This window comes from Collinsella sp. zg1085 (genome assembly GCF_018889955.1).
In the GTDB taxonomy this organism is placed as follows: domain Bacteria; phylum Actinomycetota; class Coriobacteriia; order Coriobacteriales; family Coriobacteriaceae; genus Collinsella.
This window is the reverse complement of record NZ_CP076545.1, coordinates 258,096-278,706: the sequence shown is the minus strand read 5'-3', so window position 1 is coordinate 278,706 and position 20,611 is coordinate 258,096. Positions and strand designations below refer to the sequence as shown.

The 20,611-nt window shown below is 48.8% G+C and carries 15 protein-coding genes and 1 tRNA gene; 4 read left to right on the top strand and 12 right to left on the bottom strand.

Translation table 11 applies throughout. The features are described from left to right. Positions 1-160 precede the first annotated feature (160 nt). Positions 161-958 (bottom strand): LPXTG cell wall anchor domain-containing protein, encoded by a 798-nt coding sequence (locus KPC83_RS01140; RefSeq protein ID WP_216278769.1) that lies wholly within the window; start codon positions 956-958, stop codon positions 161-163. Positions 959-1,645: 687 nt separating this feature from the next. Further along, positions 1,646-1,735 (bottom strand) — tRNA-Ser (locus tag KPC83_RS01135). 332 nt (positions 1,736-2,067) lie between these two features. Here KPC83_RS01135 and KPC83_RS01130 point away from each other — a divergent pair. After that, a complete protein-coding gene (locus KPC83_RS01130) occupies positions 2,068-2,964 on the top strand; it encodes a hypothetical protein (RefSeq protein ID WP_216278768.1) in 897 nt (298 codons plus the stop codon). Positions 2,965-3,048: 84 nt separating this feature from the next. Continuing rightward, positions 3,049-5,409 carry a CAP domain-containing protein gene (locus KPC83_RS01125; protein WP_216278767.1) on the top strand — a complete coding sequence of 787 codons (2,361 nt, stop codon included), beginning with the start codon at positions 3,049-3,051 and terminating at the stop codon, positions 5,407-5,409. Positions 5,410-5,588: 179 nt separating this feature from the next. On the opposite strand, the gene KPC83_RS01120 is transcribed toward KPC83_RS01125, so the two are convergent. After that, a complete protein-coding gene (locus tag KPC83_RS01120; RefSeq protein WP_216278766.1) occupies positions 5,589-6,140 on the bottom strand; it encodes a LemA family protein in 552 nt (183 codons plus the stop codon). Between the two features lie 184 nt (positions 6,141-6,324). Here KPC83_RS01120 and KPC83_RS01115 point away from each other — a divergent pair, with 184 nt between their 5' ends. Further along, a complete protein-coding gene (locus KPC83_RS01115) occupies positions 6,325-6,885 on the top strand; it encodes a TetR/AcrR family transcriptional regulator (protein WP_216278765.1) in 561 nt (186 codons plus the stop codon). 118 nt (positions 6,886-7,003) lie between these two features. On the opposite strand, the gene KPC83_RS01110 is transcribed toward KPC83_RS01115, so the two are convergent. From KPC83_RS01110 to KPC83_RS01075, 8 genes are all read right to left on the bottom strand, one after another. Beyond that, positions 7,004-8,245: an Nramp family divalent metal transporter gene (locus KPC83_RS01110; protein ID WP_216278764.1), complete on the bottom strand. Its 1,242-nt coding sequence runs from the start codon at positions 8,243-8,245 to the stop codon at positions 7,004-7,006. A gap of 9 nt (positions 8,246-8,254) precedes the next feature. Next, positions 8,255-10,105: a magnesium transporter gene (locus tag KPC83_RS01105; RefSeq protein ID WP_216278763.1), complete on the bottom strand. Its 1,851-nt coding sequence runs from the start codon at positions 10,103-10,105 to the stop codon at positions 8,255-8,257. A 217-nt stretch (positions 10,106-10,322) separates the two neighbouring features. Then, on the bottom strand, positions 10,323-11,801 hold the full coding sequence (locus KPC83_RS01100; protein WP_216278762.1) for a polysaccharide deacetylase family protein: 1,479 nt from the start codon (positions 11,799-11,801) through the stop codon (positions 10,323-10,325). A gap of 79 nt (positions 11,802-11,880) precedes the next feature. Beyond that, positions 11,881-13,275, bottom strand: a complete 1,395-nt coding sequence (locus tag KPC83_RS01095; protein WP_216278761.1) for a polysaccharide deacetylase family protein — start codon at positions 13,273-13,275, stop codon at positions 11,881-11,883. 46 nt (positions 13,276-13,321) lie between these two features. Continuing rightward, positions 13,322-14,062, bottom strand: a complete 741-nt coding sequence (locus KPC83_RS01090; protein ID WP_216278759.1) for a PRC-barrel domain containing protein — start codon at positions 14,060-14,062, stop codon at positions 13,322-13,324. A gap of 5 nt (positions 14,063-14,067) precedes the next feature. Then, on the bottom strand, positions 14,068-14,484 hold the full coding sequence (locus tag KPC83_RS01085; protein ID WP_216278758.1) for a YtxH domain-containing protein: 417 nt from the start codon (positions 14,482-14,484) through the stop codon (positions 14,068-14,070). Between the two features lie 90 nt (positions 14,485-14,574). After that, a complete protein-coding gene (locus KPC83_RS01080) occupies positions 14,575-15,321 on the bottom strand; it encodes a hypothetical protein (protein ID WP_253200941.1) in 747 nt (248 codons plus the stop codon). Positions 15,322-15,340: 19 nt separating this feature from the next. After that, on the bottom strand, positions 15,341-16,735 hold the full coding sequence (locus tag KPC83_RS01075; protein ID WP_216278756.1) for a hemolysin family protein: 1,395 nt from the start codon (positions 16,733-16,735) through the stop codon (positions 15,341-15,343). A 240-nt stretch (positions 16,736-16,975) separates the two neighbouring features. Between KPC83_RS01075 and KPC83_RS01070 the strand changes: the two genes are divergently transcribed. Then, a complete protein-coding gene (locus KPC83_RS01070) occupies positions 16,976-17,155 on the top strand; it encodes a hypothetical protein (protein ID WP_216278755.1) in 180 nt (59 codons plus the stop codon). A 1,544-nt stretch (positions 17,156-18,699) separates the two neighbouring features. Here KPC83_RS01070 and pknB read toward each other — a convergent pair. Further along, the gene (gene pknB / locus KPC83_RS01065; protein WP_216278754.1) at positions 18,700-20,610 is read right to left on the bottom strand and encodes a Stk1 family PASTA domain-containing Ser/Thr kinase; all 1,911 of its coding nucleotides are present in this window, start codon (positions 20,608-20,610) and stop codon (positions 18,700-18,702) included. Between the last annotated feature and the right edge of the window lies 1 nt (position 20,611).

Below are 20,611 nucleotides of genomic sequence, written 5' to 3'. Positions count from 1 at the left end.
ACTAATACACTTGATTAACGGTTAATGTCTAAGCTAGACAATGGCTTATTTTTATTTTTGCTGTTTTTGTTTCCTTTGAACCGTGCTTAATGTTTTTGTTCAAAAAAGGCTGCCAACCAAAGGTTAGCAGCCTCGCTTAGTTTGCTATAGCTTATGAAGCTTAGTTGCGCTTACCCTTAGCAGCAGCACCAAAGCCCAGTACAGCCGTACCAAGTGTAGCAACTACACCCATGATGGCGGAAGCATCGCCAGTCTTGGGAAGCTTGCCCTTGACCTGCTTAGCAGCCTTCTTATCATCCTTCTTGGCATCTGCCATCTTGGAATCAGTCATCTTAGGCTCTTCGGTCATACCAGTCTCTGCAGCCTGTCCAGCCTCTTTCTTAGGAAGCTCAGCATTAACGGCAGGGGCTCCTTTTTCAGCATTTGCAAGGGCTTCCTCAGCAGCCTTAACAGCCTTCTCGGCAGCTAGCTTATTGCTACGAGCTTCATCAAGCTTTTTGGCAGCCTCTTGCACGGTCTTATGTGCGGACTCTATCTGCTTTTTAAGCCCAGCAATCTTATCGAGGGCAGCCTTACGCTCGTCCAGAGACATATCGCCATTAATGGTTGCTTCAGTAGCCTCAATTTCACCATTAAGCCTAGTGACCTCTGCCTCTTGCGCTGTGCCCACATCTTTGTAGTTTTTGAGCATGGAGTTCAACCATGCGTCAGCATCAGCATGTGCTTCCTTGGCCTTCTTAAGAGCCTCTTTTGCGGCAACTACTGCTGGGCTCTCAACGACAGGACCCGCAGGCTGACCAACAGTTACATTGCGGCTGACGGGCTCAGAAGAATTTGTTGGCTGAGGACCCTCAGCAGCAAACGCAGGTACGACGCTTCCGGCTACCAATACAGCGGTGGTGCTTGCTGCTACAGCTACGCGAGCAAGCTTTGATGGCTTCTGCTTATACATTAGCATCACTCTTTCCTTTACTAGATTGACCGATAAAGAGGCTGAAGCTCGCGTTCAATGTTAAGGTGCGCATTTGTTTTGCAACCTCACCTTTTAAGTCCGCTTAATTATGAATTAAAAAGTTTTATATACCGCAGTTAAAGCGGTATGACCTTGGACTTATTTGTTTCTTTCTCAAGTATTACTTTGCTCATTCCTTCTGATTTCTGCAATTTTTTGACCTTTAGGCAAAAAATATCCGTCACCAAAACCAGTAGTTAATACATCAATTGACGGTAGAACGAGTGCATGAGTGGAATAACTACGTCTAAGCATGTTCTGCGTAGCACACATGCGTGATGTAGTTATTCCACTCTAAAGGAAACGAGTTCATACTCAATACACGTGGCGGAGAGAGGGGGATTTGAGGCGCTTTGCGCCAGCCGCTGCAATAGTTTTACCCCGTCCTGCATCGCTTGTTGAACTTTGCTTGCTTTTCGGCTCCCTCTTCAACACTAAACAAGCAATTTAATGGCTTCAAATCTAATAACCTGTATTAAACCTGAGTTCTACCTAAACTAAGTATTAATTTCATCAATTGACAGTAGAACGAGTACATGAGTGGAATAACTACGTCTAAGCATGTTCTGCGTAGCACACATGCGTGATGTAGTTATTCCACTCTAAAGGAAACGAGTTCATACTCAATACACGTGGCGGAGAGAGGGGGATTTGAACCCCCGAGACGCTCACGCGCCTAACGGTTTTCAAGACCGCCGCATTCAACCGCTCTGCCATCTCTCCACAAGCTTGGGTATTTTACCATGCCCACAACACACGTAAAGACCTAATCTTAATACCAGCATGCAAGAGCAAGTAATCAAAACCTAAAGCACAAACTCATAGTGTCAACGTTAAAACAACTCAGCAGACTTTATATAGTCATGTCCTCTCAATGTACAGATTTTAGACTTGCACAAGTAAGTTGCAAATCTCTACCAATTCTTAAGCTCTAGCGATACAGACTCTATATTTTTGTCCACTAATCTAGTCGAGGATATTAAAACAATATAAACTACTCCCCATTGTAAATGTAGAACACAGGCTAACTTGGTCTGTAGAACATGAGGTTTAGCATGATTAAACGTAGTAAGTTACCTGCACGTGCCGTTGTTGCAACAGGCACCGTAGCGAGCTTGATTTCCCAAGGCATGGTTCCTGTACTTGCTCAGTCCGCCGCAGAACTCTCCCCGGTAGAACATATAAACAACGCCGCCGCTCCTCAAACCTTTGAGCAGGCATCTGCTCAACTTGCGCAAGCTAAAAAAGATACTGAATCTAAAAAGCAAGCAAAAGATGCTGCAGACCGTGTTCTAGCAGCAGTACAGGCTGATATCGATACCACTCATCAAGCTGTTGCAGATGCTGAACAAGCAACGTTGAACGCCCAAAATGCTGGTGAACAAGCATTTGAGCAAATAAAAGCAGCTGCTCTTCAATCGCTTGCTGAGGCCGAAAAAGAACAAGATGCTGCTGAAGATGCTCTTGTTAGGGCTGCAAACGATGTAGAGGCTAAGAAAACAGCTGTAGAGACTGCCACGCAAGAGCTTGAGGCAGCTAAGCAAAAGCAGAAAGAACTAGCAGACGCAAATCCTGGAGCAGCCGAAAAGCTCGCAGAAGACCAGGCTAATCTTGCACGCGCTCAACAAGACCAAAAACAAGCGAGCCAAGACCTCAATGCTGCTCAAGAGCGTGTTGCCTCGGCTGAGACCAATCTTGCCACCATTACCGCATCGCTTGATGAGGCACAAAACAAGGTAACAAGCGCCACTACAGCATTTGAGCAGGCCAAGGCTGAGGTTCTTAAGGCGCAAGACAGCTACAATACCGCTAAAGAAGCCTATGATGCAGCAGTAGCCGCAGAGGGTGATAACAATACCAACACCGCTCTTAATAACGGCAAAGCTGAGCTAGAACGAGCCAAACAGGCAGTAGACAATGCATCAAATGAGCTAGCTGCCGCTCAGCAGTAGCAAACGCAAGCAGAACGTGCAAAGACCACCGCTGAAGAAGCGCTTAATAGTGCCAAAGCTGAGCTTGTTTCTAAGCAATCAGATGTGAGGGTTATTGAAAGTGAAAAGAATGTTACCTACGACGATAAGGTAGTTGCAGATAGAGCTCGTACTCATGCTGCTGGTATTGTAACTACGGCGGAGGAGACGGTAGAGCGCATCAATCGGCTAGTTGAGCAAAATACCAGCGCTCTTGAAGCCAAGCAGCGCGAACTTGATGCCGCCAATCAAAAACTTGAAACAGCCAAGCAAGTTCTTGAGCAAGCAAAGCAACATGTAGCTAATGAGCTTGCAAAGGGTTCGCGGGGCTTTTTTGAGCGCCTCAACGATACAACGGGCAAGCTCTTTGACAACCGCACGCACTTCACCACCGATAGCCGATTTAATCCTATTGCTGCGGGTTACGAGACTGGCTTTATTCAAAACTTTACGCATATGGGTCAGGCTGGCGACGCCACAACTATTGATAACGTATACAAAGCTATTGACATGATTAAGACCGCAAACGAGATTCGCGCCGCGCATGGTCTTAACCCGCTCAAGATTTCAAGCGACCTTATGGCAAGCGCTGAAATTCACGCTAACTGGAATGCAGGTGCTGTTGGCCACTTTGGCTGGTCAACCCAAGATGGAGCAGGCGATGTCTCGGCTGTTGATGCCGCTTTGACCACCCGCTATAAATCAGAAAACCTTGCATGGGGCTATAGCGGTACCGGTCAGGGAGGAGCCGCCTCAAATTATGCAAATTCACCCTATCATGGCTGGTACTATGAAGAGGGTATTGTCATTAAAGAGAACGAGCAGAATGCTGACCTTGACGGTGACGGCACTGTTGGCTCAGTGCGAGGCGACCGACAAACTGGTCATTACCTCAATCTTCTCGACCCCACTCATGTAGCAACAGGCTTTGGCTTTAATAGTGGCACCGTTGCCGGCTTTGAGTATCGAAACACGGCGGCGCATCACTTCTCATCAGGCGGCTTTATGTATGCAAACGACCGCCTGTTCACTCCTGATGAGTATAAACAGCTCCTCGACGATTATGTAGCGTCCATCAACAACAGCGCACGCAATATGTCTTCTGAGGCAGAAGCCGCAATACAAGAGGCTAACGCGCAGATTGCAGAGCTTACCTCTCAAAAGACACGTCTTATGGAAGAGGCCTCATCTCTTAGTAGAAGCCAATCAGAGGCACAACGCAATCTTGAAAGGGCAATTGCGAGCCGTGATGCAAAAACTGCTGAATTTAATGAAGCTGAGGCTCGACTTGCTGCAAAAGAGCAGCAACTTCAACGCGCCCGCGCAGAACTTGAGATAGCTCATAATGCCCTTTTAGCTGCACAGACAAGCTTTGATACCTCTGCATCAACTCTCAACAGCGCCAATACGCTTGTAAGTGAGAAGCAGACCGCACTTGATGCTGCTAACGCCAACAAAGCAACTGCAGAAGCACGGGTACAAGACCTAGAAAACCAGATTTTAGACGGCGCTTCCGTAGTTAAGCAAAAGCTTGCCGCGATGAATGCTGCGCAAGCTGAGCTTGACCAAAAGACGCAGGCAGCCAGTGAGCAAGAACATCAGCTCAATGAACTCAAGGCGCGTGCTGCCACTATTGATAGTGAGCGGGCTGCAGCAAATAGTGAGCTTGCAGCGCTCCGTTTAGCAGTAGAAAACAAGTCCCATACCCTTGGGGAAATTACTACTCGGGTAGCTACGCTCACCGCCACCCTTGCAGAAACTACAAGCACGCATCAAACACTTGCCGATGCTCAAGCAAACGTTGCGCAAAAAGAACAGGCGCTCAGCCGTGCTCAGACACAACTTGCTGAGGCAGAGCAAAACCTGAGCGCAGCTAACGAAGCTGTTGCCGATGCTCATGCCCTGCTTACAGCTGCTCAAACACGGACTGAGCGAACAAACAGACTTACTTGGAACAATACTGAGACTGCCCCTCTTGATGACCCTGATTTTGTACACCTTAATAGCTTTGTTGAGGCACTCAAGCTAGCTAAATTGCAGCTTGCGCGTGCACAGCAAGACAAAGCAGCTGCCAGTGCCAAATTAGCTGACGCTATTCATGCAGTTCTTCTTGCCGACCAGGCGTATACCGTGGCGCTCGCTGCTCAAAACAATGCTCAGGCTGCATACAATAAGCTCAAGCCGGCACCACAGCCCAGCATGAAGCAGGTAGGAGTAACTAACGCTTCTGGCACTCAAGCTTCACAGGCAAATGATGCTCAAACAAGCCGTACTCAGACAGGTAAAAATCCCGCAGGTAAAAAGGGATTGCCTCAGACAAGCGATGTAGCTGCTGTGCTTCCTGCGCTCAGCGGATTCTCAGCCTTGTTAGCGAGCGTGGGCGTGGGTCTTCGCAAGAGCAAGCGTTCAAGCGCTGCTAAAAAGTAAGCCCTTGCTGCGCGCAGTAAACGGCAAAAACAGCTGTCTTTGCTGCGCGTAGTAAACGGCAAAAGCAGCTGTCTTTGCTGCGCGTAGTCTAAGCGCTCGACCCGCTCATAACACCGGGTTAAAAATCAGGGTATCTACGTCGGTAGATACCCTGATTGCTTTAGCTATGTAGTACTTGCTTAAAACTTAACGCTTGGCACCTCGCGAGCAGCCTCAGCAGCCTCAAAGCCCGAACGCTCCTTAAATTGGAACATACCTGCAAAAATATTGCCTGGGAAGGTCTGGATAGCATTGTTGTAATTAAGTACGCAGTCGTTATAGCTCTGCCGAGCATAGCTTACCTTGTTCTCAGTATCCTCAAGCGTGCCCTGTAGCTGCATAAAGTTGGTATTGGCTTTAAGGTCAGGATATGCCTCAGCAACTGCAAACAACTGCCGCAGTGCCCCCGTTAACATGTTGTCAGCCTGCATCTTGGCCTCTGGTGTTCCGGCAACTGTAGCGGCGTTGCGCGCCTCAATAACTGCCGTCAAAGCCTCTTTCTCATGCGATGCATAGCCTTTTACAGTCTCCACCAAATTAGGAATTAAATCGTTCCGGCGTTGCAGCTGCGTGTCGATATGCTGCCACGCATTATCAATACGATTGCGCAGCGTAACCATATTGTTGTAAATACCTGCAACTATAGCAATGAGCACAACTACCGCAACGATGATACTAATAATCGTCCACATCTTGCATCCAATCTCTCGGTTGCTCAAACGAGCTTTATCTCAGTATACTCGTGATTGCCCCAGTTTATGCATGGTTTATCTGAGCTTCGCATTACCAAAAGAACAACATGTACTAAACTATCAACTTGATACAATATGTAAGATACAAAACGCATGTACCCAGAAATTATAAGGATGGTGACCCATGGATCTCCGTATTCAGAAAACGTATCGAGCACTTAATGAAGCATTTACCAGGCTTTTAGCAAAACGTCCGTACGAGCGCATTGGTGTTGCCGCCTTATGTGATGAAGCGGTAATTAGGCGGACCACCTTCTACAAACACTTCCGCGATAAAGATGACTACCTGCTGTTTTATCTCGAAAATGTGCGGCGAGAGATTCTTAGCCCGCACGAGCATACCGCTGAGGATGCACATGAGGACGAATCCGCTTCTGAGCGCCGTGCTATTTTGAGGCGACTTACCGACTTCTTGCTTAACAATGCAACAATTATGGACAATATCTTGCAAAGCACCATGAGTGGACCTTTAACTGCAGTCATTTGCGAAGCGGTTGCAGATGCACTGCGCGAGCGTTATCTCACAAATGATGAGCCGGCCCAGCATGACAGCCGCATAGAGTTTGCCGCAGGCGGCATTACGCGCCTGCTTACCCTGTGGTGGGTTTCTGAGGAGCGTATGGAGTTGCAAACGCGGTTTATCGAAGATGCAGATTATCTGCTTGCCCATATCATGGAGAAGTAAGTATGCAGCAATTATCCCTTATGTTTATCCTTGCACTCGCTTGTGCGCTGGGAGCAAGTATTCATTGGATGCGAAACCGCCGCCAAAACCGGCAGCACAAGAGCCAGCGTAGGCGCCGCTAATAACCCATGGCTTGAAGCACAAACATAACAATCGTTAAGATAACAATAACAACGATACTTGCCCATGAAAGCAGGGTCCATACGCGCTTATTGCGGTGCACTCCCATAATATGTTTATCCTGCGCAATGAGCACCTGAAATACCAGCAAGACCGGCAGCAAAATGCCGTTGATAATTTGCGACCCCATCAAAATTTGAAAGAGGTCAATGCCGGGTAGCAATATCAACAGAGCTGATGTAACAATAATTGTTGTAATGATGCCGCGATACAGCGGAGCCTCTCCCCAACTGCGGTCGGCTCCACGCTCCCAGCCAAAGGCCTCACAAATTGCACTTGAAGTGACACTGGGCAACACGCACGCTGCCAAAAAACTTGCAGCTACCAGACCCACCGCAAAGAGCACCGTCGAAAACTGTCCTGCGATAGGCTCTAACGCCATGGCGGCATCGGCTGCATCTGCAATGCGAACGCCTGCTGGAAACAGAACGGTACCGGTTGTAATAATGATGAAGCCCGCTATGATGTCTGCCAAGATTGAGCCTGAAATTGCATCGATACGCTGCAATGATAAACTCGACTCATCAACATTTTTCTCAACCACATTTGACTGCGCCAAAAACACCATCCATGGCGAAATGGTGGTACCAATGGTTGCCACCACCAACGAAATGTAGCGCGGGCTTGAAATGAATGTTGGCACCACCGTGTCATGCGCCACCTGCGCCCAATCTGGCCCCACCATAAAGGCCGCGATAACATAGGTAACAAATATGCAGCTAATAGCTAGTAAAATCTTTTCGATGCGGTTAAAACTGCCCGACATCGTAATCATCCACACCAAAATGCCCGCCAGCGGAACCGATACCGTTGTAGGAACCCCAAACAGTGACAAGCCACTTGCAATACCTGCAAACTCCGAGATAGTGACCGAAATATTAGCGGTGAGCAACGCCGCCATAGCAAGTACGCTTCTGCGCACGCCAAACTTTTCACGGATAAGCGAAGCGAGGCCTTTACCGGTCACACAGCCGCAGCGAGCAGCTGTTTCTTGTGTCACTACCAGCAGTAAGGTCATGATGGGCAGCATCCACAGCATGGCATAGCCATAGTCAGAACCAGCACTGGAATAGGTTGCAATACCGCCGGCATCATTTCCGGATAAGGCTGCCAAAAGCCCTGGCCCCATGGCTCCCAATACTGCCGTGATGGTGAGCTTGTTCTTGGTGCTGTTATTCATGGCAATCCCCTACATATTTGAGATTAATGCCACAATCGCGCAGCTTGAAAGGATTGAATACGCCAAGGTCGCACTAAATGTTGCCGTAGCTGAAAGTGCCGTACCGGTAGTATTTTTATCGTGTTCATCGCGCCAGAACAACACCCGCAGATAAATGACCGATGACATAAACGACAAGGCGGTAACTCCTGCCGCAACAAGACATGACCAGCGAAATGCCTGAGCTGCCAAGCTTGTTGCTTGATGAAACGCCGCCGATGCCACCAGCTCGCCGCACAAATAAATTATGCCAGCCAGCGCTAAGCCCATAAGCGTATTTTGTACAAAGAAACTAACATATGGCCGCGGCTCGTCATCGCGCTGGTCGTACTCCAAAAAATAGTTTTTCACAAACGACACCATGCGCATAGCGCCCAACAAACAGACGGGCATAAACGTCATTGGATATATAAAGAGCAGCTCAGAAGGGTATGCCGCCATCAAAACCGATGCGATACCTGCCGACGCGACCGCCCAAACTACCAGCCAATACTGGCGCTGCGCAAACCAGGTAATAGCATGCGATGTCTCACCTGTGGTGTTATCGCCTGCAACGACACCTGCAATCTGCAGGTCTTCGGCGTGCTCCTCAATCATTACGTCCATTGCGTCATCAACCGTTACGATGCCCAAAATATGACGGTCCTCGTCGCAGACCGGAATAGCCGCGAGGTCATATTTAGCCATTTCCTCGGCAACTTCCTCTTGGTCTACATCAGGGCTTACCCACACAACATCTTTATACGAGAGGTCGCGCAAACGCTCGGTGTGCTCGGCAATCAGCAAGGTTTTTAAAGTCAATACGCCAGTTATACCGCCACCGGGGTCGGTAGTATATACATAATAGACACTCTCAAAATCATCATCGAGCTGCCGAATGGCTTCAATCGCATCAGCTACCGTATCGGTTGCTGGCAGTGCAACAAACTCCGAGGTCATAATACGACCAGCGGTATCCTCAGCATAGCCCAAAAGCGTACGAATAGCTTTTTCTTCTTGCACACCCATCAGGCGCAAAAGCTTTTCTGCCTTTGCATAATCGAGCTCGTCCAAAAGCTCAGCCGCGTCATCAGGGTCCATCAAAGCCAAAAGCGATGATGCCTCTTTATCCGACAAGCCCTCAAACATCTCGCTTCTCAGCTCGTCATCATCAAACTCTGAGATAGCCTCGGCAGCCTGAGCAACATCGAGCTGGTTAAAGACCTGTCCCCGAAGGCGCGGGTCCAGTTTTTCAATAATGTCTGCTACGTCTGCTGGATGCAATTCGCCCAGCGTTTTGTGCGAAACCGACAGCTTAATCTGCTTGGTACTCCGCTCAAGCAAGTCCATATAGCTCCAGGCAATAAGCTCATCATTGAGCGGATGCCTGAGCGCTTTTGCAACACGCGCCACTACGCGCTCAAGCATAGGGTGAAGCGCACGCAAAAGCCCGCGTGGACCCACTTCAGCACCGAGCAAACGCAGCTGGTTTTCACCACTACTCGACATTTTAATATCATTTACACGCACCACCTTAAGGCCTTGCGTGTCAACAATTTGCTTGTTCAAAATATCGCGGGCAAGCAAGACCTCATCAGGCTGCAAATATGAAAAACGAATATCGGTAGCAGGGCAATTAAGGTATACACCCTCGTCTGACACATGATCGACGTACTTGCGCCAGCTAATCATAAACGGCGTTTTGCCCGGCCCCTGAAAAGCCAATGATGTTACATGAGGAAAAAGCTCGCCGGTAGCGATGCCTAAATCGTTTACAACGCCAATAGACTCATCGGTTGAGTCGATAACGGCTATACCAAGCAGTTCTGAAAAATAATTCATCGTGCTCCTTCTCGAACGAATCGGGAGGTTTACGCGCCAACCCCAGCGCGTCTCCAAAAGAGCACTCGCTAGGGCTACAAACTCTGTGGTCGGGGTTTGTGTTTCACAATAACCTTTCTGGTAGCCCAATAAGAGCGCCTGCAGATTGCTCCGCAAGCGCTCCTCACTATACCATCGATTGACGGTGTTTGTCGAAAGCTTTTATAAGCACATGCTTCTATGGTATATCTTCCGGAATAACAACACCTGCTGGCAGCTTAATCTTTGACGCAATAACGTCTTCGGGCAGGCTTTTGTCAAGCTTCATAAGCTCTTCAACAGTTACGAGTTCATAGCCCGCCGCCTTGAGCTGATCAATGATGCCCGGTAGCGCTTCTACGTCTTGGCTACGGTCGCCACCACCATCATGCATGAGCACAATAGCACCGTTTTGTGCGCCGTTAACAACAGCTCGCGTAATAGCAGCAGCACCGGGGCGCTTCCAATCGAGCGTATCGATATTCCACAGCACATTAGAGCTCACTAAATCATAGGTTTTAAGCCAACTGTTGGTATCAAAGGCACCATATGGCGCACGAAACATCTGAGTCTCAAGGCCTGTTGCCTCTTTGAGCGCAGTAAATGCAGCCGTTAGGTCTTCGCGCATGGCAGTCTTATCGAGCTTAGGTAAGTATGCATGCACATTTGAGTGGCTAGCAAGCTGATGCCCCTCATCAAGCACGCGCTTACTGTATTTAGCATAGGTTGTAATATTGGTTCCCAGCTCAAAGAACGTGGCTTTAACTCCCTTTTCTTTCAGAATATCTAAGATGGCAGGCGTAAATTTACTCGGTCCATCATCAAAGGTAAGCGCCATGTACTTTTTGCCGTCCTCGGCAGGTATGAGGTTCTTTGAGCTAATTACCATGGTTTGCGGGTCTTCAACCGTTTCATGGTCAACCTTCTCACCTGAAGTTTTGCCCGTCCACACTAACTTCTTGCCAGACTTACCCCACTGCGAAACAAACTGAACGGCTCCGCCGCGCTGCATCTCAACCGCAGGCGGAATCAGCACCTCTTCTTCGTCGTGCTCCTCGGTTGTATCTATGCCATTAGCAACAGTTGCCTTCATGTTGTCAGCAATTTTGAGCGAACCAAGTTTAGACGCAGGCATATCTTCTTTGCCCACATTAACGGTATAGAGAGAGCCACCTGCCTCGTCAAGCACCGTGCCACCTACAGAAAGCAAGCGGCCGGGCTTCGCACCAAAATTATCATGCTCTTTAATAATATCGGCCAAGGGTGTGCCTACACGAGCAGAAAGCTGCTGTTCATTGATGGTAAACGTAACATCTCTCCAGAACATCCACCAGCAAAAGACACCAATAATAACTGCCATAGCCACAAACGCAATGATAGCCACCACGCGCGTAGCCCCCTGGCTCATACCAGACTCAGGCATATAGTTTTTAGGACGCGAAGCTACAACGCGCTTCACACCTGCAATTGATGGGGACGGCGCGTGTTGCGTGTGTGCAATCGGGGCTTGTGCTCCGGTGTTTGGAGCCTCATCTGCTGGACGCATATGCGCGCCACCAGATAAACCTTGCGAAAGCTTGCTGGTGTCGAGCCGTTTATGAGGATGCGGTCCTGAGCCAAGCATTCCTTTTCCAAAATGGAGCTTGCTCGCCTTTCCTATCTTAATATTTTTGTCCATGTGACCAGCTCTATCTCTATTCAATCCGGCAAAACCCGATACAGTGCATAACAAGGCTCATACTAGAGAATAGATAGTATTATTCAACAGCTGATGTACTCTCTGACGCTTTTGTCACCTCAGGCAGGCTTGCACCGTCAGGCATATGAGCCTGTCCGAGCTTTAATTCGCGTGATAGGTCCTCGTCACTTTCAATAAGCTCTGACAAAGTAACCAGCTCATACCCTGCTGCTTTGAGCTGGTCAATGATATGCGGAAGGGCAGCAGCGGTTTGCTGCGTTGTAGCTACATTATCAGTTAAAAGAACAATGTTTCCGTTGGAACTCGCCTCAACAACGGTTGATACAACAGTATCGGCGCCTTTGAGCATCCAATCGCCCGAATCAAGATTCCACGTCACCACTGCTTGCACAAGGTCCATGCTTTGAGCCCAAGTTTCTACGGTATACAAACCTGAAGGCGGTCTCAAAAGGCTCACGGTACCCCCGCCTGCCTTTTGAATGGCTGCAAAACCCTGGCTGAGCTGGGCTCTCAGGTCGTCATAACCCAGCTTGGTAAGGTCAACATCATCTTGAGCGTTTGAACCTAACTGATTATTGCCTGACAAGATGCTTTGTACTGCACTTAAATTGCTACCCACAGCACTTCCCTGTAAAAAGAAGGTTCCTTTTGCACCTTTATCTGCCAAGATGCGCACAATGTCTGCTGTTCCAATACTTGGACCTTCATCAAAGGTGAGCGCTATTAGCTTCTTACCTTTTTTAGGGTTAACACTTGTGGCCTTAATGACAGCATGAACCGGCTCCTGAACTACGCCGCGGTCTTGCGTTTTTCCCGAGGTCTCGCCTATCCACACCTCATGCCGACCTGACACGCCCCATGTTGCAACATATTGTATTGCGCCTTTGCCCTCCATTGAGATGCTTGGCTTAAGCTCAGTTGCCTGTACTTGATGCGGCTCATAGGTGTCATGGCCCTGCTGTATCTCAAGCTCCTCGCCACCGTTTAACTCAAGTTTTGCGGCTTCCTGCACAGTAAGTTCTTTTTTATTGAGCGTAACATGATACGGCTCGCCTCCGCCTTTGCTGAGCACGGCATCATCAACCGCTAGCAAGCGACCCGGCTTAAGCTTGAGCTTTTTATCTTCAACAATGCGCTCAATGGTGGAATGCAGGCGCACCGTTGTGTCATTACCGTTTAAGGTGATAGTCACACCACGATTTGCATACCATACAACACTTGCCACAAAGATAAGAAACGCGCAGAGCACCGCAATGATGGCATAGGGCTTGCGCTCATTTCGACGAAATCCCCTGTGCGTGCTACGCTTTTTGGTGAGCCCGCGCGTGATATAACGCTCGCCCGGTTTGCGCTGATGGCGGCGTTTAGTGGCTGGCAACTCAAGACTTCGAGTGCGAGCTGGTCTCAAGCGCGGACGTCGCTTATTGGTATAGGATGTCGTGTAAGGTGACACAGCTGCTCCTCAAAGCCCGCCAAAACTATTGCCAGAAAGCCACGCCCTACTCGGACGATTTTGATGCCTGTTTGTACTCGCTTACAAATGCGCCAAACATGCCTTTTGCGCGTCCAAGTTGTTTGCCCAACGCCTTGCTTCCCTCATCAAGCGCACGTGAACCATGTTCATCAAGTGCAGCTGCTCCTTTTTTAACCTCAGCTGAAACACGTGTACTTGCAGCGGCGGCAACAGCGGCAGCTCCACCCGAAAACTCAAGGTCTTGTGCTTTGTCTGACACAATCATGTACCTTGAACGATAGCCTTTAAGATAGCTCGCCGGCATCTCAAGGTTACCAATTAAAGCAGAAGATGCTGCACTTGCTGTTATGGCAAAAAAGTTCACCGCGCCGGTTTTTGGATGACAGTCCGCATCGGCACAATAGCCAAGCGTACGCCCACTCTCGGTGACTACGTCCATACCTGTCCAGATAATACATGTCTCTAAGTCAACGCCTAAGCGCTGAGCTGCAAGAGTATCGTAGGAATCCTTTTTATCAGACACAACTAGGCTACCCTCAATAACTTGTACCGCATCAAAGGCAACAAAACGGTCTGCCTGCTTAAACATGCCTACAATATCGGGAAGGCTCACCATAAAGCCCACGAGCTTTCGCCCGTCAGGCGAAAAAACTGGATGATGAATTTTACCTAACTTCTTAATGCGCTGTTCCGCTTCATCAGCATGACCTGATGTTTTGCGAAGTGCTCGATATAGTTTTGTTCCTTGAAAGTCTTGTACACGCATGAAGCTTAGGCCTCAGTGTTTGCAGCGCCTGCCTCAGATGCCTGATTCTCTTCCTGAGCATCTCCGGTATTTTCGACATGCGCCTCAACTACAACATCAGCAGCTGGCGTAACGCCGCTTGCGTTAATGGCATCATTTAACTGCTCGCGCAGCTGATCCATGCGATCGCGTGCTAGGTCAACCTTTGCACGCAGTTCATCGGTTTTTGCATCGACAATAGGAGCAAAATCATTTGCTGCAGCACGCGCCGTATCAACACCCTGCTCGTACATGTCACGCGCCGAATCCCAAGCATCGTTTGCTATATCAGCAGCCATTGCACGAGTTTCAGAGCCAGGACGCGGTGCCACAAGAATGCCAATGACGGTACCTGCCAAGGCTCCTAATGCGGCTCCTGCAAAAAAACCAAAACCCTTACTCATAAGTGTCCTCCTATGCAAGACATCAACGATGGAGTATTCATTATACCCGCTGTTCAAAAATCGCGACGCAAGACGTAGCTTCCGCGCCTCCTATAGGTTTTCTTCCCCGTCATGAAATTCCGGTGTTGCAGGTACTGCAGCGTCAAGCGCTTGTTCATCAAGCTGTGCAACTACCGGCTCTGCGGCATCAAGTGCTTGCTCATCATACTCTGCAGCTGCAAGCCCAGCCATATGCGCGTCTTCAAGCTGTGCCACACTTGTTCCATCAGTCTGTGCAGCTGATTCATCTTGTACCGGTTCATTTGATTCACGTTCGCTTTGTGCCTCATCAGTATCAGATGACGTATCGGATGAATTCTCACCGCGCAGGCTCCGCACAAGATTTGTTAACGCTTCAACTGTCTTTGGAACATCAGGAGCAGGAGCCTCGCCATGAAGAAATGCCCACTCCATCATGAACACCGCCGATGATAGTGCCCCCACCGTTAGCACATCGTCGGGGCACGAAAGGCCAATGTCAAAGAGACGCTCATCTGCAACCACTGGGCTGGTGCGCCCCGATACCACCTGACCAGCAAGACCTGTTTGGTTCATGAGCTCAACGCTCAGGTGTTCAAGTAGATGGGCAAGCTCGGTATCAGCCATGCAGTCCTGAAAGTGTTCGCCGGTATCGCCTAGGCAGCTGTGCTCTGCAATAGCTGGTGCCAAATAGTAAACGCGCGCCGTGGCCTCAATGTCTTCAGAAGTGCGCGTAGGCATACCAGGATTTATAAGTACACGGGCTGTTAGTTTACGCGGCCCAATGGAAATCTTCATGATGTTAAACAATCCAGCCATGGTCATCCTTTCGGTTTGCTCAGGCACGTGGCGAAGCGGCTGCCTCATCAACAGACGCAGATACGCTGGCTTTGATGATACCATCACTACCTGCATCGTTGGCAGCAGGCTCTCGAAGCGCCATATCTTCGGGAGCTGTCACGCGAATCAGCGAAATACGCTGACCCCGCATAGACTGAACTTTGAATTTATAGCCCTCAACCACAAATATCTCTCCTGGGTCAGGGACAGAATCTGAGAGCTCTAAAATCCAGCCGGCAATTGTTTCAAAGTCATCACTTTCTTCAAGCGGCCAACCTAAATCGATGGCATCATCGCAGCTTAGGCGGCCATCAACGAGCCATTCACGTCGGGAAAGACGCGTGAGGTACTTATTATCAGGGTCAAACTCGTCTTCAATCTCACCAACAATTTCTTCAACGATGTCTTCAATAGTAATAATCCCTGCCGTGCCACCATACTCATCAACAACCACCACGATTTGTTCATGCGCTGTTTGCATCTCGGATAAAAGCGGCAGGATATCTTTGGTATCCGGCACAAACATGGCATCGCGGATATGCCGACCAACGGGTTCGTGGTTGTGCGCGGCGTCGCGCGTGAGCTTAACTAAGTCCTTGATGTGGGCAATTCCTACAATTTGGTCGGTATCATCGTGATAGATTGGCAACCGACTAAAGCCGGTAGACAGCATAAGGTCAAGCACATCAACCACCGGCATATCATCTGCCACCATGGTGACATCGACGCGTGGAATCATCACCTCACGTGCCACTGCATCCCCTAGGTCAAAGACCTCATGGATAATGCGTTTCTCCTCTTCAAGCAAGCTATCCTGCTCGCTAATAATGTATTTAATTTCCTCTTCAGAAATGTTTTGGCGGTCATCGGCACTCTTAATGCCAAACAACGCTGATAGACCATTTGCACTTGCCTGGGTAAGCCAGACAAGTGGGCGCGCAAGTCGGCGAAACGTTGCAATAGTGCCTGCTACTGACTTTGCTGTACTCGTTGCGTCGGCAAGGCCGATGCGCTTGGGCACCAGCTCACCAATAACGATGGATAAAAACGAAACTACTAATGTAATGAAAATAGGCGCAGCAAACGGAGCCGCGGACGTAAGTACCTCAATGTCAAAGCTTGAAAGCCATGCAGCAAGAGGCTGCGAAAGTGTGCTTGACGAAACCGTTGCCGAGAAAAACCCTACTAGCGTAATAGCCACCTGAATGGTTGCCAAAAAATCTGTTGAATTGCTGGCGAGCTCAAGCGCAATAGCAGCTCGAACATCACCTTCTTCAACGTCTTGCTCAAGCGTTGTTCGCTTGGCAGTTGTGAGAGCCATCTCACTCATTGAAAAGTAACCATTGAGCAGGGTTAACAATAGAGTTACCGAAATTGCAATGAATATGTCCATACAGACGTACTCAAACCTCCCAGGTCATATTAAAAATCATATGGAGTTCTAAGGTATAGTCCCTCTTGGCGCGCGCCAACGACCGCGCATACATATGCTCACCAGCAAAATGGGTAACAGAAATGGCCACTATGGGCCTGGAACTGTCACTTGTGTCGGGCATACCGGTGCTGCATCCTCCTGAATTGGGTTGCCATACTATAGCACGATATGCATGGGAATAAAAAGAAGGCTGCGCTTGTGCTCTATACGGAGTGGATTGCGGTTGGACGCGCAGGCGGAGATTTAGCTTTTGCTGTTTATGGCGCTTGTGGCGGTACGGCTATCAAGCAAGAGCTGAGCGGGTCTTTGGAAATATGCGGCTTCGCGATGTATTTCTTGCGCCTAAGGTCTTCAATGGGAAGTGGTTTTGACGCTTGAGTCCTCCAGTGGGCATCATTTCTGGCGTCTGGGTTCTTTTACGGGCAGTGGTTCTGGCGTGAAACCATCTCAACAGGCAGCATTCCTGACGCGAAACCCCCTCAACTAGCAGAATTCTTACATGTGAATCCATATACAAGTAGCATTTTTGGCACTTGCCTCTCGCAAGAAGTAGCATTTCTCACACGTGAGCCCTCGATTACAGAGCAAATGGACCTAGTGTACGAATTTCTTGACTAGGGTCAAGTACACTCTAGTAAAGTAAAGCGTCTTTCCTGCGGAAACGCCGAAAAAGTTGTTTGTACAGACCCCCTATACTCAGGGTATGACTGAAAAACCGTACACTAGATTGATTAACTTCCAGAACCTCTACGTTTTTGCAATTTCGTAGGAACACTGTTTGCTCCACGAATTCCTGCAGCCTCCCATTCAGTCGAAACATTACCGTAGCACACCAATAGTGAGCCGCCGCACGTTGAAATAACGCACCAACATTACATCGCAGAAGGCAATAGCAACACTATTGCACTGCCTCAGATACTGGCGCTCTTACTGTATCGATAAGTTACACCTGTCGTTTTGGCAAAAATGACGAAAAAGTACTCTCTATAACCCAGCGGGTTAGTATTTAGTTAGCAAAACTGCAGGTAGATTAGCTACGAGTAAAACTACAGCTGTCGCTTTACGCCAAATTAGTCAAAATGACAGATTTTTGCGTCAAATTAGTCACTTTTGCCAAAGCACAGGTCAGAGATGTTGTTTGATTCTCAGGTACATTTGTTTTCGTCGATGCACAGGTTGAGGGTAGTGTGCGGCGTCAAGTTAAGTACGTTTGCTGAAGTTTCAGCTGCGACTTATGCTGGAAGTTGAGCTACGAACACTCAGAAGTTAAGTTTTTCGGTACGCGGTTTTCTATGACTGGTACTACCAGCCCAACCCTCTTTTGACAGAAACGGGCAATTTGGCAGTGTAGAACCCCCGTGGGTTATTCATTATTTTGTAAACCTGCAGGTAAATGAGGTGCAGGCTTTCGTTCCATAGGGGGTTTATTGCCAGATTGCCCCTTTTTGTCAGGTTTTACTGCCACATTGCCCATTTCTGTCAAAACTGCTATTCCAAGTTGGTGGTGTTTTGAAATCTGTCCGCACAGGAGAGAAATGAGCTGCTTTTTCAGGAAAAGTGTTTGTGAACTACTCTTTTCTTGATTTGATATTTTAGAAAGCACGAAAGACAGACGTAAGACCAAGGTATTGCGTTCGGAGAATTCTGCGAAGCACGTTCGTAGAATGCAATCATTCGTTCTGTTGAGATGCAATGAAAAGCTGTCTGCAAAGTGAGAGCAAACTGACCTGTGAACTTGGAATAGCTGAGCTACAGCATAATGGTGGCATAGCTTTTCTAAGGGAACTTTCGCGAAGCGCAGTTCCCGTGAAAAGACTATGCCACCCCATACGCCTGCAATTCACTCGTCAAACTGACAAAGCGAAAAGACTCTGCCACCCAACAAGCTTTCTTAGCCTCAACTTCCTTCTGGTAACGTAAGCCTACTCATCCCCTGTTGAGATGGTAAGGAAAATCGTCGTCCCCTGCTTCTGCTTTCCGCCAGGTGAATAGCTAATAACCTGCCCGCGTGGCACTGTGCTACTGGTATGCGTGCGCGTACTGTCATATCGCAAACCCGCCTCGGCAAGCGCACTCTCGGCATCTGCTTGGCTCATGCCGCGCAAACCAATCTGGTCAACATCAATGCTGGTGTCTTGTGGTCCTTTGGAAACAACAAGCTCAACTGCCGTGCCTTTACGCGCGGTTCCCGTAACACTTTGCTTCATAACTTGCCCTGCAACATAGATGTTGGAATATTCAGAACCGCCGTCAACAACCTCAAAACCAGCCTCTGACAAGGTATTTGACGCTTCACTAAAGCTCTTGCCCAAAACCCCAGGAACGCTTACTGCCTCGGACTGCTTGGCAACCTTGTATTCAATTTCGCTGCCTTCATCAACCTTTGAACCAGCATCGACACCCTGCCAAAAAACCGTACCGGCTTCTACCTCATCGTTAACTTCTTCAATCATGCGGCCTTTTAATCCTGCTGCAACAAGTGCCTGATCAGCGGCTTCGGCTGTCAGCCCATTAAGACTGGGAACCTTGACCGATTTAACCGGCTCAGCACCTTGCGACACTACTATGGTCACCTTTGAACCCTTATTTGCGGTAGCGCCGCCCTTGGGCGTTTGTTCGATAACTGTTCCCTTATCTTCTTCGCTTGAATATTGCTGCTCAACGCTTGCAACAAGACCTACACCTTCAAGTGCTTCGGTCGCTTTTTCTTCAGTCATGCCCATAACATTGGGGATTGATACCTGCGCATTGCCGCCCATAAAACTCAAGGCAATCGCAATAGCAATTCCGATTACCGCAAGCACGCCAATAACAGCTGCTACCACCTTGCCCTTACCCATACCTGCAGGTTCGTCATTGTCATCGGTATAGTAAGAAGTCGGGGCAATATTTTTGCGCTGAACTGTGCTATCAGCAACGCTTGGACGAATAATTTGCTGTGTTTGCTGACCCATAATAGTTGTGGTTGCAGCACGTGGCTCAATAACGCGCGTCGGCTCTGCAATATCTATCACGCGACCAGCAATATAGGCATTCAGCACCTCGCGCAGCTCATCTGCTGATTGGAAGCGCTTAGCCGGGTCTTTTTCCATGCACTTCAAGATAATACGCTCAAGCTGGATGTCTACACGTGGATTGACTTGACTAGGCGGCGTTGGCAACTCATTTACCTGTTTCAACGCAACCGAAATAGCATCATCGCCATCAAATGGAACCTTGCCCGTCACGCATTCATACATCACCACGCCAAGCGAGTAAATATCTGAGGTAACGTCGAGCTCTTGACCGCGTGTTTGTTCAGGAGAAACGTAATGTGCGGTACCCAACACATTGTTATCTTGTGTGAGATGACTATTCTTAGCGCGAGCAATACCAAAGTCCATGACCTTAATGTTGCCGTCGGCAAGCACCATAATATTTTGCGGCTTAATGTCACGATGAATAATTTCATGACGATGTGCTACTGATAATGCACTACAAATCTGCGAACCAATTTGCGCAACCTTTTGTGGGTCAAGCGCCCCATGACTCCGAACGCCACTTTTAAGGTCGGTTCCGCGCAGGTATTCCATGACGATATAGTAGGTATCGCCATCTTTTCCCCAGTCGTAGACACCTACAATGTAGGGACTTGAAAGACCAGCTGCCGCCTTAGCCTCTTGCTTAAATCGAGCGGCAAAAGTTGCATCGCCAGCATATTGGGGAAGCATAATTTTTACGGCGACCGTGCGGTCAAGCGTTTGGTCTTGCGCGCGATACACAGATGCCATACCGCCTGCGCCCACGCGCTCTTTTAGCAGATAACGGCCCCCGAGTAGGTGCTGATCTGTCATC